This window comes from Bergeyella zoohelcum ATCC 43767, assembly GCF_000301075.1.
Lineage (GTDB): Bacteria > Bacteroidota > Bacteroidia > Flavobacteriales > Weeksellaceae > Bergeyella > Bergeyella zoohelcum.
Window position 1 is genome coordinate 701,516 of record NZ_JH932293.1, and the last position, 16,168, is coordinate 717,683.

Consider the following 16,168-nt stretch of genomic DNA (forward strand, 5'->3'; position numbering starts at 1 on the left):
GAAAAAAATTATTGAACAAACAAGATTATGAGCATGCAACAGGATTTTTCAGTGGGATTAGACATTGGTACTACCAAGATCGTTGCCATAGTAGGGCGAAAAAACAGCTTTGGCAAAATAGAAGTGATGGGCGTAGGGAAAGCAAAGAGTATGGGAGTGAATAAAGGTATTGTTACCAATATCGCACAGACCATTGCTTCCATTAAAGAAGCCGTTCAGGCGGCAGAGCGTGCAGCAGGAGTAACCATAAAAAAAGTAACGGTAGGTATTGCAGGAAAGCACATACGCTCTTTACAGCACTCAGATTATATCATGAGAGAGCAGCCAGATTCTTTTATTACTGCAAAAGATATTGAAGCACTTAAAGAACAGGTGCATAAGCTGGTAATGCTCCCTGGTGAAAAAATTATTCATGTTCTTCCGCAAGATTACAAAGTAGATTCTGAAGGTGGAATACAGGAACCTATCGGCATGCACGGAACGCGTTTGGAGGCTAATTTTCATGTGGTAGTGGGACAGATGACCAGTATCCTGAACATTGAAAAATGCGTAAGAGAAGCGGGCTTGGAATCTGAATCTTTAACTTTAGAGCCGTTGGCTTCTTCCGAAGCAGTTCTCACCAAAGAGGAGAAAGAGGCGGGCGTAGCCATTGTAGATATTGGAGGTGGAACTACAGATATTGCTATTTTTAAGGATAATATCATTCGTCATACCTGTGTGATTCCTTTTGGCGGTGGCATCATAACCGAAGATATTAAGGAGGGATGTTCTATTATAGAAAAACAGGCAGAACAGCTTAAAGTACAGTTCGGTTCAGCTGTTCCAGAGCTGGAAAAAGATAATACCTATGTTACCATTTCTGGGGTGCATGGCAGACCGAATAGAGAAATTTCTCTTCGTTCTCTTTCGCAAATCATTAATGCCAGAGTGGAAGATATTCTAGATATGGTAAACAATGAACTCAAAGCCTATGGTGCCCACGAACAAAAGAAAAAACTCATTATGGGAATAGTGCTTACAGGTGGTGGCTCTAATTTGAAAAATATTAGACAACTGGCGAGGTATAAAACAGGTTTTGAAACCAGATTAGGTTATGCAAATGAATATATTAGCAATGATAAAAACCAATCATTAAAGGGACCGGAGTATGCCACAGCCATTGGTTTATTGATGGAAAGCCTCGAAATTAGAGATAGAGAGCAGCTCAATAAAAATTTACAGAAAGACAATGAGCAAGAAAATGAAGAAAAAATTCATGAAAATTCCGCAAAAAATAATACTTTTGTAGAATCAGGAGAAGAAGCCACTATTCCTACCGAAGTTCTTGCTCCAGCGGATAAGGAGAAACCAACGAGTTTAGGACAGAGGATATTGGACAAAGTGAAAAAGTTCTTTGAAGAGTCTGAAGATTAGTAAGAGTCTCATTTTCAGATAATAAAAAGTTAAGCGTTTTTGAACAAAATGAATATGGAAAATAATAATTCGGGTTTTACCTTTGACTTGCCAAAAGGCAACTCTTCTATTATAAAAGTAATCGGTGTAGGAGGAGGTGGAAATAATGCCTTGAAACACATGTATGAAAGAGGCATCCATGGAGTGGATTTTGTAATTTGTAATACCGATGCACAAACCCTCAATAGTAATCCTGTTTCTAATAAAGTGCAGCTTGGTGTTTCCATTACCGAAGGTCTTGGTGCAGGTGCTGACCCTGAAGTGGGAGAAAAAGCAGCAATAGAAAGTATAGATGATATTAAGTCTGCTTTAGGACAAAATACTAAAATGGTATTCATCACCGCGGGAATGGGCGGTGGTACAGGTACAGGAGCCGCTCCCGTAGTGGCAAAAATAGCCAAAGAAATGGGCATTCTTACTGTGGCCATTGTTACCGTACCTTTCGCTTTTGAGGGAAAAAGAAGAGTGAGTCAGGCAGAAGCTGGATTAGAAAAATTAAGAGAAAATGTAGATTCTCTCATTGTTATCAATAATGATAAATTGAGACAGCAGTTTGGAAATCTTGGATTCAAACAAGGCTTTTCCAAAGCAGACGAAGTACTTACCAATGCCGCAAAAGGAATGGCAGAGGTAATTACTGCTCCTTTCCAAATTAATATTGACTTCCGAGATGCAAAATCGGTACTCCAGAATTCAGGTACAGCATTGATGTCCACAGGAATTGCTACAGGGGAAAAGAGAGCAGAAGAGGCGGTAAGAAAAGCATTAGATTCTCCGCTCTTGAATGATAGTAAAATTACAGGAGCGAAGGATGTACTATTGCTCATTCTTAGTGGTTCTGATGAAGCCCATGAGGCTACTATGGATGAAATAGGACTTATTAATGACTATGTTCAAAATGAAGCAGGAGGAGATAATGAGGCCAACATCATATTCGGAGTAGGAACAGATGATGAGCTAGGGGATGCCATAAAGGTATTGGTCATTGCTACAGGCTTTTCTAATAAAGCACCTGCTAAAAATGAAAAAATAGTATTAGGGCTTGGAGAACAAAATGCCCAGAGAAAACCATCACCATTTGATAGAACATCAGTAGCATCTGAAACATCATCTTCCGTGAATGAATCGGGGAAAAATGTATTCAAATTAGATGACCATGATGAGCCATCAAGTACTGGGATAACCATGAGTACTACGCCCTCTTCATCTGCGGGAATGACACAGTCCTTGGCTTATGAAAATGAGGTAGTAGAGGTGTATGGAGATTATCAAGATGAAAATATCATTCATTCAGATGAGACATTATCTTTTGGTTTTGATTATGAAGAGAAAGAAGAAAATAAACCTTTTGTAATTACGGAGGAAGAAAAACCAATTTCTTTCACCTTTACGGTAGCAGATTCTGAACCTATGGTTTTTGAAACCGAGGAAAAAGAAGCTCAGAATACCACAGAAGCTCAGCCCAACCTTTTTTCTACTATAGAGAAAGAAACGCCTAAGGTGGAAACAGAAGTACCTCCTCAGGTAGAGCAAATTATAGAAGAAAAGCACGAGGGATTTACTTTTATTTCTAAGTCTAATGAATCCAAAATCATGGAAAGGAGGAGGAAGTTGGAAGAATTTAATTCTCGTTATCAGGTAGATAAGACCAAAGATGATTTCGAAAGTACGCCTTCTTTTAGAAGAAAAAATATTCAGATTGAAGGACTGGAAGAGCCTTCTTCTCAACAGGTGAATACTTATCTCCGTGAGGATCATCAGGGCAATACCGAAATTCGCCAAAACAGATTTCTCAATAGAGATGTAGATTAATAAAAACACCCCAAACGATGGTTTGGGGTGTTTTATTTTTAGGCAATGTGGTAAAAAATGGTACTTTTATAATTGATAAAAAATGCTTATATCTCGCACATTGATTGGAAGAGGAAACAAGCTCTGCTGAGGAATAAGCGAGAAAAAGCGAATAGCTTTTACGAAGGTTACGAACATAGTTCATTGTCAGCAATACAATCAATGTTCAAAACGATAGTTTTAGGGGTGAGTTTTTCTCACCCTTTTTTATTAAAACTATCGGATGAACCCTATGGCTAAAAAAAACCTTATCCCCCTTGATTTTTAAAATATAAATACCATTTTATAAAGTTCTTTTTAGCCTCAAAACGAAGTCCTCTATGCAAGGTTAATTTCTCTTTCAAATGCGTAAAATAGGCTTCTAAACGATTGGTAGTATAAGGGATTTCACTATCTTTCAGATATGCAAACATATTGGGTAAGGCATTGATAATATGATAAGTAGCTAAGTGTAGATTTTTATGTTTAAACCACTGAAATCCAGATTCTTCATTCATTGATTTTTCTTCTATAAAATATTGATTTTCAACATACCACTGGTAAAATCTATTTACCCAATCGTTAGCCTGTTCATTGGTTTTTAGATGCGTAATTTCTTTGGATAAACACAAAAGCTGTTGGCTAATAAAATGTTTTGGGCTACCACTTAAATAGTTCTTAATCTGTCGTTTAATATGCACTAAACATCTTTGGATAATCACCTCTGGAAACACCTTTTTTACCGCTCCTAAAATAGATTTATGCCCATCGCAGGTTACACTGTAAACTGCCACATTCAGCTTCTTTAAGTTTTCCAAATCTTGCTTTATATCACGAAGTTTTTCCTTGTTGGTTTGGCGGTAAAGTTGCACATATCGAATGTCATAATCGTAGTAGAGTATCAGGCATAATCCATTGGAAAAGTAGGTGCCATCAATCAAGAGATGAACCTTTGTCTTGCTTTTGATGCTGAGGGTAGGAACTTGTGAAAGGTAATGTTTAAAGAGGTTTTGAAGGGTAGATTGGCTCATTGAGCTATCCCTCGAAAGGGTTTTATAGACTTGCCTTTCCATTATCCATTTTCTGAACCAAATGAATTGATTTTTTCTTTTTACACCAATGTTTTTAATCGTAAAATTTGCCTGACAATCTCCACATTGAAAGCGTTGTTTTCCATTTCTTTTTCCTTTTTTGATGATGTGATTAGAATCACAAACTGGACATTTTTTATTCGTTTTGGACATAAAATAAGAGTTATAATGAAACCACTTTCATTATAACTCTTATAAGTCTATAAAAGACAATGCTTTACAAGGTTTTTAAGCACCATTTTTTGTTATATTGTCTATTTTTATGGATGAATCATATTTTATTATGCTTCTTGTACCAATACTCTCTGTCCTAATTCTTTATCAAAGAGGTAGAGTGCAGAAGGATTATCTATTACCATATTGATTTTGCTTACCAGCTGTGAGGCATTTGCTTCCTCTTCTACCTGTTCATTTACAAACCATTGTAGAAAATTGGTAGTAGGGAAATCATTTACTTCGTTCGCTACTTTTAAGATATTAAAAATACTCTGAGATACTTTTTTTTCATGTTCCAGAGCAAGTGCAAAGATGGTTTTCTCATCTGCAAAATCATGTGGAGGAGCATCTACAGCACCTAATTTTATCGTTCCTCCCAAATCATTAAGATAGTCAAAGAATTTTTCTGCATGCATGAGCTCTTCCTTAGACTGTACACGGAAATAATGTCCAATGCCATCTAGGTCTCTACCATAAAACCATGCAGACATAGAGAGGTAAAGCTGAGCTGCGTATTGTTCGTGAGTAATTTGTTCGTTAATTAATCTTTCGATTTCTGGATGTATCATTACTTTATAATTTTAGGCTAATTTAAGGTTTCCTGGGCATTTTTTACACCGTTTTCCTTTCTTAAATTTTTTACAGCACTTTTTCTTAGAACAAAAAAACTCAATATTTGTACTTAAGTTGTTGCAAATCAGTGATTGGTTGGTGTTTGTAGTACTCGTTTGGGTAAGCATATTTAGAATTTTTCTATACAAAAATAAGTATTTTGAATTAATTCTAAATAAAATTATTAAAAAAAATCATCGGTATTTTTTTGAAATTAATTAATGGTATATTTTCAGAAAAAAACTATATTTGTCGTCTTAACAAAAATTTAACATAGAAAATGAATTCAGTTCAAGCTAAAAAAGGACATCCTAAAGGTCTTTACCTTTTGTTCTTTACAGAAATGTGGGAGCGTTTCTCGTACTATGGAATGCGTGCTATACTTATTTATTATCTTACAAAAACTTATCTACAAGGAGGGCTGGGTATGGATAAAGCAGAAGCTACCTTATTGTATGGTAATTTTGCAGGGATGGTATATTTTACGCCACTTATCGGAGGGTGGTTGGCAGATAAATATTTAGGAAAAAGACTTGCCATCACTATTGGAGGGATTACTATGATGTTCGGTCAGTTTGTGCTTTTCGGTATGAATAGTATGACGGGACTGTATATCGGGTTAATATTACTCATCATCGGTAACGGATTCTTTAAACCCAATATTTCTACGCTGGTAGGAGGGCTTTATGCAGAAGGAGATGATAGGAGAGATTCTGCATTTTCTATTTTCTATATGGGAATTAATTTAGGAGCATTTTTAGCACCTCTAGTAATCGGATATCTTACAGATGATTTATTTGCGGTAAAAGAAGGTGGAGAAATCATGAGCCATGGCTATAAATATGGTTTCTTAGCTGCTGGAATAGGTATGTTATTAGGACAATTGGTTTTTAATCTATTTGCACAGAAATACTTGGGAGATTTAGGAAGAAAACCAGTAGGTGCTTCTAAAAATGCTGAATTGGTAGAGAACTTAGACTCTATTAATCCTCAAACAGGAGAAAAATTGGATAAAACTCAAGAGAAGCAAAGAATCTCAGTAATTTTTATCTTGTTTTTATTCGCGGTATTCTTTTGGGCAGGCTTTGAGCAGGCAGGTTCTTCACTATCCTTGTACACAGATTCTTATATTGATAGAAAGATAGGGAATTTTGAAGTTCCAGCCTCTTGGTTCCAATCGGTAAACCCAGTATTTATTGTGCTTTTGGCACCGTTATTCGCCATGTTTTGGAATTCTAAATTAGGAAAAAAATTAAGCACGCCGCTGAAAATGGGTGTGGGAATGATTATTTTAGGCATAGGATTCTTATTTATGCTGGGAGCGGTAGCAGAAAGAGAAGCCAATGGAGATATTAATGATGTAGCGAATAAGGCAGCTATGATGTGGCTCATTATGACTTACTTGCTTCATACCATTGGAGAGCTATGTCTTTCACCAGTAGGGCTTTCAGTAGTAACTAAGCTTTCTCCACCTAAACTGGCTTCGGTCCTTATGGCGGTATGGATGCTTTCTTCTTCTGCGGCCAACTTTATTGGAGGGCTTGTAGCATCTAGTGTAGAAACTTTAGGAGCAGGACAAGTATTTACCTACATTGCTGTTTTTGTGATGATTTGTGGTTTACTTCTTATTCTTCTAAATAAATTTATCCTGAAGCTAATGCATGGTGTGAGATAAAATTACTAAACCTCTGATTCTTTCAGAGGTTTTTTTTATGGTGAACTCATCTCGACTTTCTCTTTTGTTTAAATTTTCTGAGTCCTAATACGATAAAGGCAAGGTAATTAAAACCTATCCAACTACTTACGGTAGTATCAAAACGATTTAAAACCGAACGAAAACTATCCATCCAAGCGTTGCTTCTTTCAATGGCGTAACGCTCTTTGTAGAGTTTTTTATCGAAATAATGTTCCGCTTCAGAGGGTGATTTTTGGTTTCTTTTGTTTTCACAAATATTGGCTATGATACCTTCTGAGGCGGTTATTTTCCGAAGATTTTCACTGTCAAAACCTGCATCAAAATTCACAAATAAACCCTCTGTGGAAATTTCAGCTTTTTTCAAAACGGATGTAATTTCTTGAAAATGAACCTCTATGTTATACAAGTCGTGATGCTGGCCAGATATAGGCTGAGACATTGCTAACATCAAACCTTGCCTGTCGGACAAGAACAAACTATTCGTTGTTTTTGCTTTTTTACGAGCTTGATATCCTACTTGTTCCCCTCCTTTTTTTGCGGGTGTTTGGCTACCGTCAAAATCGCAACTTGAACAATCTATTTTCGATTTGTTTTTCTTCAAAATTTCTACCCAACAAGTCTGCCAAGCACCTTCTTTGCACCATTTCCGGTAATGCCCAAACACGGTTTTATAGCTCGGAACTACCTCTGAAAACAATTGTTCCATTGGTAAAAGTGCCCATTGAATACCTGTTTTCAATTTGTATAAAATACAGTTAATTATCTCACTAATAGGCGATTTTGGTTTAAATCCTCTTTTTCTTTTAGGTAAATGTGGGATAATTTCTTCTACTATCGTATCTTTGTCCAGTACTACAAACAAGGTCTTAGGTTTTTATGTTTCACACCACAAAAATCATAATTCCTTGTTTGTTTTCAAAAAGTCAAGATAGACTCGGTATTATTTTTGAATCCATGGTGATTTTAAAAGATTATATATGAATAAAGCAGTATTATTTCTCAGTATTTTATTTTTTAGTATTTGGAATGCCCAGCAGATACAGTGGATGACGATGAGCGACGCATTAAAAGCTCAGAAAAATCAGCCTAAAAAGATTTTTATGAATGTCTATGCCTCTTGGTGTGGCGTTTGTAAGCAAATGGATAAAACGGTTTTTACCCATCCTGAGGTAGTTCAATATATTAATACACATTATTATCCCGTTAAGTTTAATGGAGAAGGAAAAGAAAATATTCATTATAAGGGGAGAGATTTTCATGCTTCAAATCAGAAAAATACTAAATTTCATGAGTTTTTTCTTTATTTAGGCCTAAATGGTTTTCCTTCCACCGTTTTTTTTGATGCACAGGGGAATGTGCTTACGGCTTTTACGGGAGCGATGGAAACCAAAGAGCTAATGCCATATTTGCAGTTCTTTAGTACGGATGAGTACAAAAAAATAAAAACGGCCGAAGACTGGGAGAAATATCAAAAAAAACTTCAGCTTAAAACATTGAAATAATACAAAATTCAGTAACTTAGTAAAACAAAAAGCAATTGTCATGGATAATAAAGCCACCACCATCGTAGCGGGAATTGCCGCTTTAGGACTGGTAATTTCTTCATTTGTCCTCGGAGATGCGGTGAAAAATAGAAATAAAGCAGACCAAACCATCTCTGTAACGGGGCTAGGGACCAAACAGTTTACTTCTGACCTCATTGCGTGGTCTGGAAGTTTTTCTAGAAATGATTATGAGCTGAAGAGTGCTTATGATGCACTGGCATTGGATAGGCGAGAAATTCAAAAATATTTAGAATCTAAAGGCATTCCAAGGAACCAAATCGTTTTTTCCTCTGTGGATATTTCTAAACAATATAATTACTCTACGGATGCGAATGGGAACTCTATCCGAACTTTTGGAGGGTATGAGCTTACGCAGAGCGTTTCTATAGAAGGGAAAGATGTAGCTAAAATAGAGAATGTATCTAGAAATATTACTGAAATTATTAATTTGGGAATAGAGTTTACCTCTTCATCTCCTAGGTATTTCTATACCAAACTGGCTGATGTGAAGCAAGAAATGATAGCCGATGCTACTAAAGATGCTAAAGAAAGAGCTGAAAAAATAGCACACAACGCAGGGGCTTCTTTAGGAGAATTAAAAAAAGCTACTATGGGGGTGATTCAAATCACAGCTCCTAATTCTGATGAAGAGTTTTCTTATGGTGGAACTTTTAATACCTCGTCTAAAGAAAAAGAAGCGAGTATTACCATTAAACTAGAGTATAAAGTAAAATAAAAACTCGTTATCTTATTTTTCTAGCGGCAATGTGGTAAAAAATGGTACTTTTATAATTGATAAAAAATGCTTATATTTCGCACATTGATTGGAAGAGGAAACAAGCTCTGCTGAGGAATAAGCGAGAAAAAGCGAATAGCTTTTACGAAGGTTACGAACATAGTTCATTGTCAGCAATACAATCAATGTTCAAAACGATAGTTTTAGGGGTGAGTTTTTCTCACCCTTTTTTATTAAAACTATCGGATGAACCCTATGGCTAAAAAAAACCTTATCCCCCTTGATTTTTAAAATATAAATACCATTTTATAAAGTTCTTTTTAGCCTCAAAACGAAGTCCTCTATGCAAGGTTAATTTCTCTTTCAAATGCGTAAAATAGGCTTCTAAACGATTGGTAGTATAAGGGATTTCACTATCTTTCAGATATGCAAACATATTGGGTAAGGCATTGATAATATGATAAGTAGCTAAGTGTAGATTTTTATGTTTAAACCACTGAAATCCAGATTCTTCATTCATTGATTTTTCTTCTATAAAATATTGATTTTCAACATACCACTGGTAAAATCTATTTACCCAATCGTTAGCCTGTTCATTGGTTTTTAGATGCGTAATTTCTTTGGATAAACACAAAAGCTGTTGGCTAATAAAATGTTTTGGGCTACCACTTAAATAGTTCTTAATCTGTCGTTTAATATGCACTAAACATCTTTGGATAATCACCTCTGGAAACACCTTTTTTACCGCTCCTAAAATAGATTTATGCCCATCGCAGGTTACACTGTAAACTGCCACATTCAGCTTCTTTAAGTTTTCCAAATCTTGCTTTATATCACGAAGTTTTTCCTTGTTGGTTTGGCGGTAAAGTTGCACATATCGAATGTCATAATCGTAGTAGAGTATCAGGCATAATCCATTGGAAAAGTAGGTGCCATCAATCAAGAGATGAACCTTTGTCTTGCTTTTGATGCTGAGGGTAGGAACTTGTGAAAGGTAATGTTTAAAGAGGTTTTGAAGGGTAGATTGGCTCATTGAGCTATCCCTCGAAAGGGTTTTATAGACTTGCCTTTCCATTATCCATTTTCTGAACCAAATGAATTGATTTTTTCTTTTTACACCAATGTTTTTAATCGTAAAATTTGCCTGACAATCTCCACATTGAAAGCGTTGTTTTCCATTTCTTTTTCCTTTTTTGATGATGTGATTAGAATCACAAACTGGACATTTTTTATTCGTTTTGGACATAAAATAAGAGTTATAATGAAACCACTTTCATTATAACTCTTATAAGTCTATAAAAGACAATGCTTTACAAGGTTTTTAAGCACCATTTTTTGTTATATTGTCTTTCTAGCAGAATGGTTTAAATAGGAAGAATTACGGTAAATTTAGCACCTTGGTTGATGGTGCTTTCAGCGAAGATTTTTCCTTTGTGATTTTCCACAATTTTTTTACAGATGGCTAAGCCTATGCCTGTGCCTTCGTATTCTAGTTTACCGTGAAGCCTATTAAAGAGTTTGAATATTCTATCAGCGTACTGTTGGTCAAAGCCTATTCCATTGTCTTCAAAGGAAATTTGCTGATATTTCCCAGGTGCCAAGTTTTTATAAGGGTGTTCTAAACTCACCTCTACGCATTTTGTGGTAATGGTAATTTCAGGATTTCTTTCGGGGTGTGCATATTTGATAGAATTTCCAATGATATTCATGAAAAGCTGCTGTATCTGAAACTCTATACCATGAATTTTTGGGAGAACTCCGGCATGGATGGTGGCATTTTTATTTTTGATGGTAGCGGTAAGCTCTTCTTTAGTGTTTTCTAGAACCGTATTGAGATCTATGAGGCTGAAACTCTGCTCTACACGGGTGTTTCTAGAAAACTGTAAAAGGTCATCAATGAGTTTTCTCATTCGTTTTGCAGAAAAAGAAATTCTGGAAAGGTATTTTTGTCCAAATTCTGAGAAATTATTTTTCTCTTTGTCCTCTAAACGGGAGATGAAAGTCTCTATTTTTCTCAGAGGTTCTTGTAGGTCATGGCTGGCTACATAGTTAAAAGCCTCTAGTTCTTTATTGTTTTCTTCTAAAGTTCGGTTTTGTTCTTCTAGTTTTCTTTGTCTTTGTTCATCTAGGGTAACATCTCTTACGATGACCATCAGGTAGTTACCTATCAGAGGGTCATCATCTATAAATTTACTATTCACAGAGAGGTAACGCACCACGCCATCAGTTTTTCTCACTATTCTGTACACAAAAGGGAGAATGAAGGTATGGCTCATCATTTTTTTCATTTTTCTGTGAATCAGCGGTAGGTCTTCTGGGCAGGTTCTACTTATGAGATCTTCTGTGGTAATGTTTTCATCTTTAATATCGTACCCATAGATTCTTTTTAGATTGTCTGAAAAATGATAAGTATTTCCATCTGCAAACCATTGCCAAGTTCCGAATTTACCGATTTTTTCTGCTTCTTCAAATATTTCATTGATAATGCTAAGATTTTTATTTTTTTCCATAAGTGTAGCATTGGTGGACTCCAGATGGAGCTGATGTTCTATATCTTTGGTAATATCCGTGGAGATACCGATGATGAATTGTTTATTCTGTAAGTTGGTATGTGTTTTAGCCACGGTTTGAAAATGAATAATTTCATTTTTTGCGTTGAAGGCTCGGTAGTTAAAGGCTTCCGTAGTGCCACTTTCGGCTAAGTTTTTCATTTTGTTTTTAAAGAATGCCAAATCATCGGGATGAATATTACTAAAAATAGAGCTGAGGGAAATGTGAATGCCATTCGGCTCATATCCCATGATGGCGTATATTTGTTCTGAAAAGTAAATCTCATCATTTTCCATATCCCACCTCCATACACCGTATTGTCCTGTTTCTTGAGCCATTTTCATGGTTTCTAAGGATAGATTCAGCTGATTATTGAGTTTTTTTTGCTGATGAAATTTTTTCAGGAAATAGATAAAAGTAAATATGAGAAGAGGAAATGAGATAAGTGCGAAGATGGAGATATAAAAAGGGATTTCGTCTTGTTTTTTAAGGTGTCTTTGGTGTTGTAATAATTGGAAATCTTTTTCTTTTTTATGAATTGCATTGATTTCCTTCTTTATGCTTTTAAAAGTTTTGGATATTTCTTTATTTTTTTTTAGAATATCTGTATCAGAGGACACCTCGTAGGTGTTTTCATAGTTGGTAAATAGGGTAATGTAGTGCAGGGTATGGTGATGAAGAGCTTCTGAGCTGCATTCTTCTTTCCGATATTCGTTAAGCATCTTCTCCGCCTTGTTCAGCGAAGACAGGAGAGCGTTTTTTTGTTTTTGGAGGCTATATTTTTTATGAATGTTTTTGGTTCTTTCTAACTCTGAGAGGTGTAGCTGGTTAGAAAGTTGATTAAGGGAAGTCTGAATGAGGATGCTTTGCTGGGCGATCTCATTAGATTTTCGGGTTTCGTTAAGGTTATTAAAAGTGAGTGCGAGAACAAAAAAAATCAACGCTGATGCTACCACAAAGAGCGTAGTGAGCAGGAGCGTTGATTGGTCTGTTTTTCTATTTTTCATGAATATTATAATCTCATCAGAAAATTATCTTTATTGAGTCCTGAAGTTTGGTATTGCCAGTTGGTAGTTACTACGGAGGAGAGGATTTTTTTCAGGTCATTAAAGCTACTGGGTTTTTTGATATAGATATTGGCACCATTCACGAAAGTTTGTTCTATATGCTCTTCACTAGAAGAAGTGGAATAAATAGCTACTACAATGTCCTTAAATTTAGGGTTAGAACGAATTTCTGTAAGGCATTCAAAGCCATTTTTTTTGGGCATATTGAGGTCTAGGAAGAGTATTTCTGGCAATTTTTCTTCCTCTTCATTAAGGAAATTCATCAGTTCGGCACCATCATTAAAGGTATGCACTTTCGTATTGATTTTTAGTTCATCAAAAGCATCGGTGAAGAAGAGTCTATCGTCTTCATCATCATCTGCCAATGCAATGTAAGTATATTCCTTGTTCATCGTTTTTTGTTTGTTGTAGTTTTATCAATTTTGTTTTCTATAGAAAATACTGATAGTGTGCAAATGTAAGAATTATTTTTTTGTGAACTTGTTTTCTTTTTATTGGGTATATTGATGAAATATTCATGTGTGGATTTGGTGATTAGGATTGCTTTTATGTTCATCATTTTGTTAAGAATGATGGTGTTTTTATTTATTTTAATGGTGTGTGATAGTGAATTTGAGAATATATTTGTATAAATGATTCGTTTTTCGTAATTTTATCGGGTGAATATTGTGCTATGTACAGGTTTTTTTGTTGTATCCTTCTTTTTTCTATTATCATTTTAGGGTTTTCTTCGTGTGCTAAAAAGATGAACTATATCCATTACTATCAGGAAGTAAACAGAATAGATAGTATTTATAGATTAGCGAATCAGCCGCAATTGGCTGTTAAAGAGTATAAAAAGCTCTTTAAAAAATATGAGCCTAAGAATCAGGAAAGAATTCAGGAGTTTGAAACTTATATTTTACTTTCGCATCAGTACAATGAAGATTTTGGAGGGAAGGAAACTTTGAAAAAACTAGTTACTATGAAGTATTATTTAGGTGATAGATTGAAACAATATGAAGGTTTATTTCAGAAATATGGGTTGCAAGATGAAGAAGTAAAACAGCTGATAAAAGAGACTAAACAGAAACAAAACCAAAAATTAGTAGATTCTTTTAGAATTGTATTGGAAAGAGATCAAGAGGGAAGAGCTGAAAAGGATTTTCTGACTATAAATAAGAATGTTGACAGGAATGCAAAATTTTTACTTTGGTATTTTGATAGGTATGGCTATCCTACAAGGGAAAAAATAGGTGAATTTCCAATGCCTACATTATTAAGTCATCTTTCCGAATCTGTGGATAATTCCATATTAAGAGAAAAAGTTCTAGACCATGTGAAATATGGAGATTGCGAACCTTTTGTATATGCTTTAATGATAGATGGATTAAATTTGAATTTAAAAAGAAGCACCATTTACCGATATACAGAATGGGGAGCCTTGGATTCTACTACCATTGATAAAAACAGAAAAAGTATAGGATTGCCGAGTTTAAAACATCAGGCAATGATTGATAAGGATTTTTTTAAGAGATTAAACAGAGATTAAATGATTTATTTTGCAGAGATGAAGAGACTATTTATTGTTTTTGGGTACTTTGCCAAAGTGCTTTGAAAGCGTATGAAGCTTAGGAAAGTTAATCAAAATTAAAAAGTTAAGGTAAGCGTTTTCTTTAAACATGTACTTCAAATATTTAAAAAAACATGAAAAAATTAGGTTTAGTTTTTATCTTGTGGGCATCATTTTGCTGGGGGCAAAAGATGAGTTTTGTATATGAGCAAAAGTGTAGGTTAAATAAACAGTTTCCAGATAAAATAAGTAAATACACTACTATATTAGATTTCTCAGATGGATATTCTATTTATAGAGAAAATTATTATAAAAAGTCTGATTCACTTAAGTTAAAGGGGAGAGTAGCAATGGTGCCAGATGGATTTGAAAATAAATTTTATATCAAAAAAGATTTGGTAAATAATACTATAACTAAAGTAATAAATCATAAGGAATTTGATTATGCTCTTCCAATAGTAGATGCTCTAAACTGGAAAATATTACCAGAAAAGAAAAAAAAAGGTATTTATAATACGCAGAAAGCTACTGTGAACTATGGAGGTAGAGAATGGATTGCATGGTTTACGAATGATATTCCTGTGAATGATGGACCTTATGTTTTTCATGGACTTCCAGGGTTAATTGTTGCTATACATGATAGTGAAGAAGATTATACTTTTCATTTAGTTCAAGTGAAGAAGATGGAGAATTTATTTGATACTAGAACTAATTTAATCAATATAGATTGGGATAAGTATAAAGAACTTGCGGTTACCTATTATCTGCATCCCAACTTAGATTTAGAACAAAAAATAAAAGCAGGAGCTACGATTCGTATGACAGATGCTGACGGAATGCCTATGAAGTTTGATATGCGAGCATTTAATAAAGAACAGCAAGACCCTATCAGAGAAAATAATAATCCTATAGAACTAAATCACAGAATAGATTATGACGCCTTATAAGTTTTTTTATCGACTAAAGGTAGTTACTATCTTCTTATTCATCCTATTTTCTTCTTGTAGAAATAAAAACTATATCCACTATTATCAAGAAGTGAATAGAATAGATAGTATCTATAGATTTGAAAAAGATACCCTAAAAACGATTACTGAATATAGAAAATTATTCCGACAATATATGCCTAAAAATCAAGAAAGAATAATGGAGTTTGAAACTTATATTACTCTTTCAGATCAATATAACAAAGATTTTGGCGGAAAGAGAATGTTGCGTAGGTTGGTGTACACTCTTTCACCCTATGGCAGTTTGTATGAGAAGTATTTCCCTATATACACTAAGTATGGAATGGACAGTGTAGCGGTAAGAAGAGAGGTGGTGAAATGGAAAAAGAAAATGAATAGGAGGCTTGTAGATTCTTTTAGTGTAGCTTTTGCGAGAAGCCAACAAGGAGGTAGGTTAGCAGTAGATATTAGGGAACTTAACGATAAAAAAAATGCAGAATTATTGAAATGGACTTTTAAGAAATATGGTTTTCCCTCCGTTCATAAAATAGGTATTATGACGAATGATAATACTTTTATGCCTATGGATAATTTTTTTGGCAATATGATAGAAACGGAAGATTTCCCTTTTTTGTTAGAAAAAACATTGGAAGCGGTGAAGTCGGGAGATTGTCCTCCAAGAATTTACGCCCTCATGGTAGACAAGCACAATTATTGGATTGCTAAAAAAAAGCAATTGTATTGGGGATTTATGACTTTTGATGAAGATGCGGATACTTTACAAATAAATCGGAACCGAAAAAATATAGGGCTTCCAAGTATAGGGCATAGTATGAAAATAACGAGAGATTTTTTCGAGAAAAATAAATGAAAAC

14 protein-coding genes are annotated in these 16,168 nt (G+C 34.8%); 8 read left to right on the top strand and 6 right to left on the bottom strand.

Translation table 11 applies throughout. From position 1 onward, the window contains the following. Window positions 1-33 precede the first annotated feature (33 nt). Together ftsA and ftsZ are read left to right on the top strand one after the other, a co-directional pair. Window positions 34-1,413, top strand: coding sequence for a cell division protein FtsA (gene ftsA, locus HMPREF9699_RS03265; protein WP_034985481.1), 1,380 nt, complete (start codon window positions 34-36; stop codon window positions 1,411-1,413). Window positions 1,414-1,467: 54 nt separating this feature from the next. After that, window positions 1,468-3,264: a cell division protein FtsZ gene (gene ftsZ, locus HMPREF9699_RS03270; RefSeq protein ID WP_002662397.1), complete on the top strand. Its 1,797-nt coding sequence runs from the start codon at window positions 1,468-1,470 to the stop codon at window positions 3,262-3,264. A gap of 287 nt (window positions 3,265-3,551) precedes the next feature. Here ftsZ and HMPREF9699_RS03275 read toward each other — a convergent pair whose 3' ends face one another. Both HMPREF9699_RS03275 and HMPREF9699_RS03280 read right to left on the bottom strand, forming a co-directional pair. Next, complete coding sequence (locus HMPREF9699_RS03275) at window positions 3,552-4,526, bottom strand: IS256 family transposase, variant Zn-binding type (RefSeq protein ID WP_002661810.1); 975 nt, start codon at window positions 4,524-4,526, stop codon at window positions 3,552-3,554. A 128-nt stretch (window positions 4,527-4,654) separates the two neighbouring features. Next, entirely contained in the window at window positions 4,655-5,158 is a 504-nt protein-coding gene (locus tag HMPREF9699_RS03280; protein WP_002662399.1) for a ferritin, read from the bottom strand. 323 nt (window positions 5,159-5,481) lie between these two features. On the opposite strand from HMPREF9699_RS03280, the gene HMPREF9699_RS03285 reads away from it, so the two are divergent. After that, the gene (locus tag HMPREF9699_RS03285) at window positions 5,482-6,876 is read left to right on the top strand and encodes a peptide MFS transporter (RefSeq protein ID WP_002662400.1); all 1,395 of its coding nucleotides are present in this window, start codon (window positions 5,482-5,484) and stop codon (window positions 6,874-6,876) included. Window positions 6,877-6,922: 46 nt separating this feature from the next. Here the strand turns inward: HMPREF9699_RS03285 and HMPREF9699_RS03290 are convergent, their stop codons facing one another. Then, a complete protein-coding gene (locus tag HMPREF9699_RS03290) occupies window positions 6,923-7,759 on the bottom strand; it encodes an IS5 family transposase (RefSeq protein ID WP_002662401.1) in 837 nt (278 codons plus the stop codon). A gap of 115 nt (window positions 7,760-7,874) precedes the next feature. Here HMPREF9699_RS03290 and HMPREF9699_RS03295 point away from each other — a divergent pair, with 115 nt between their 5' ends. Continuing rightward, window positions 7,875-8,399, top strand: a complete 525-nt coding sequence (locus HMPREF9699_RS03295; protein WP_002662402.1) for a thioredoxin family protein — start codon at window positions 7,875-7,877, stop codon at window positions 8,397-8,399. Window positions 8,400-8,439: 40 nt separating this feature from the next. Continuing rightward, the gene (locus HMPREF9699_RS03300) at window positions 8,440-9,177 is read left to right on the top strand and encodes an SIMPL domain-containing protein (protein ID WP_002662403.1); all 738 of its coding nucleotides are present in this window, start codon (window positions 8,440-8,442) and stop codon (window positions 9,175-9,177) included. Between the two features lie 271 nt (window positions 9,178-9,448). Here the strand turns inward: HMPREF9699_RS03300 and HMPREF9699_RS03305 are convergent, their stop codons facing one another. The 3 genes from HMPREF9699_RS03305 to HMPREF9699_RS03315 all read right to left on the bottom strand — a co-directional run bounded on the left by HMPREF9699_RS03305 (window position 9,449) and on the right by HMPREF9699_RS03315 (window position 13,186). Continuing rightward, complete coding sequence (locus HMPREF9699_RS03305) at window positions 9,449-10,423, bottom strand: IS256 family transposase, variant Zn-binding type (RefSeq protein ID WP_002661810.1); 975 nt, start codon at window positions 10,421-10,423, stop codon at window positions 9,449-9,451. Between the two features lie 118 nt (window positions 10,424-10,541). Beyond that, the gene (locus HMPREF9699_RS03310; RefSeq protein ID WP_002662404.1) at window positions 10,542-12,734 is read right to left on the bottom strand and encodes a sensor histidine kinase; all 2,193 of its coding nucleotides are present in this window, start codon (window positions 12,732-12,734) and stop codon (window positions 10,542-10,544) included. A gap of 5 nt (window positions 12,735-12,739) precedes the next feature. Continuing rightward, the gene (locus tag HMPREF9699_RS03315; RefSeq protein ID WP_002662405.1) at window positions 12,740-13,186 is read right to left on the bottom strand and encodes a response regulator; all 447 of its coding nucleotides are present in this window, start codon (window positions 13,184-13,186) and stop codon (window positions 12,740-12,742) included. A gap of 353 nt (window positions 13,187-13,539) precedes the next feature. Between HMPREF9699_RS03315 and HMPREF9699_RS03320 the strand changes: the two genes are divergently transcribed. The 3 genes from HMPREF9699_RS03320 to HMPREF9699_RS03330 all read left to right on the top strand — a co-directional run bounded on the left by HMPREF9699_RS03320 (window position 13,540) and on the right by HMPREF9699_RS03330 (window position 16,164). Then, a complete protein-coding gene (locus HMPREF9699_RS03320) occupies window positions 13,540-14,325 on the top strand; it encodes a hypothetical protein (protein WP_002662406.1) in 786 nt (261 codons plus the stop codon). 155 nt (window positions 14,326-14,480) lie between these two features. Next, window positions 14,481-15,293 carry a GLPGLI family protein gene (locus tag HMPREF9699_RS03325; protein ID WP_002662407.1) on the top strand — a complete coding sequence of 271 codons (813 nt, stop codon included), beginning with the start codon at window positions 14,481-14,483 and terminating at the stop codon, window positions 15,291-15,293. Beyond that, window positions 15,280-16,164, top strand: coding sequence for a hypothetical protein (locus HMPREF9699_RS03330; protein WP_002662408.1), 885 nt, complete (start codon window positions 15,280-15,282; stop codon window positions 16,162-16,164). Before HMPREF9699_RS03325 ends, HMPREF9699_RS03330 begins: the two co-directional genes overlap by 14 nt. Window positions 16,165-16,168 lie beyond the last annotated feature (4 nt).

Excerpts from the sequence above, each read along its gene's own strand:
- ftsA (WP_034985481.1), top strand. The coding sequence starts at position 34 with ATGCAACAGGATTTTTCAGTGGGATTAGACATTGGTACTACCAAGATC.
- ftsZ (WP_002662397.1), top strand. The coding sequence starts at position 1,468 with ATGGAAAATAATAATTCGGGTTTTACCTTTGACTTGCCAAAAGGCAAC.
- HMPREF9699_RS03275 (WP_002661810.1), bottom strand. The coding sequence starts at position 4,526 with ATGTCCAAAACGAATAAAAAATGTCCAGTTTGTGATTCTAATCACATC.
- HMPREF9699_RS03280 (WP_002662399.1), bottom strand. The coding sequence starts at position 5,158 with ATGATACATCCAGAAATCGAAAGATTAATTAACGAACAAATTACTCAC.
- HMPREF9699_RS03285 (WP_002662400.1), top strand. The coding sequence starts at position 5,482 with ATGAATTCAGTTCAAGCTAAAAAAGGACATCCTAAAGGTCTTTACCTT.
- HMPREF9699_RS03295 (WP_002662402.1), top strand. The coding sequence starts at position 7,875 with ATGAATAAAGCAGTATTATTTCTCAGTATTTTATTTTTTAGTATTTGG.
- HMPREF9699_RS03300 (WP_002662403.1), top strand. The coding sequence starts at position 8,440 with ATGGATAATAAAGCCACCACCATCGTAGCGGGAATTGCCGCTTTAGGA.
- HMPREF9699_RS03305 (WP_002661810.1), bottom strand. The coding sequence starts at position 10,423 with ATGTCCAAAACGAATAAAAAATGTCCAGTTTGTGATTCTAATCACATC.
- HMPREF9699_RS03310 (WP_002662404.1), bottom strand. The coding sequence starts at position 12,734 with ATGAAAAATAGAAAAACAGACCAATCAACGCTCCTGCTCACTACGCTC.
- HMPREF9699_RS03315 (WP_002662405.1), bottom strand. The coding sequence starts at position 13,186 with ATGAACAAGGAATATACTTACATTGCATTGGCAGATGATGATGAAGAC.
- HMPREF9699_RS03320 (WP_002662406.1), top strand. The coding sequence starts at position 13,540 with ATGAACTATATCCATTACTATCAGGAAGTAAACAGAATAGATAGTATT.
- HMPREF9699_RS03325 (WP_002662407.1), top strand. The coding sequence starts at position 14,481 with ATGAAAAAATTAGGTTTAGTTTTTATCTTGTGGGCATCATTTTGCTGG.
- HMPREF9699_RS03330 (WP_002662408.1), top strand. The coding sequence starts at position 15,280 with ATGACGCCTTATAAGTTTTTTTATCGACTAAAGGTAGTTACTATCTTC.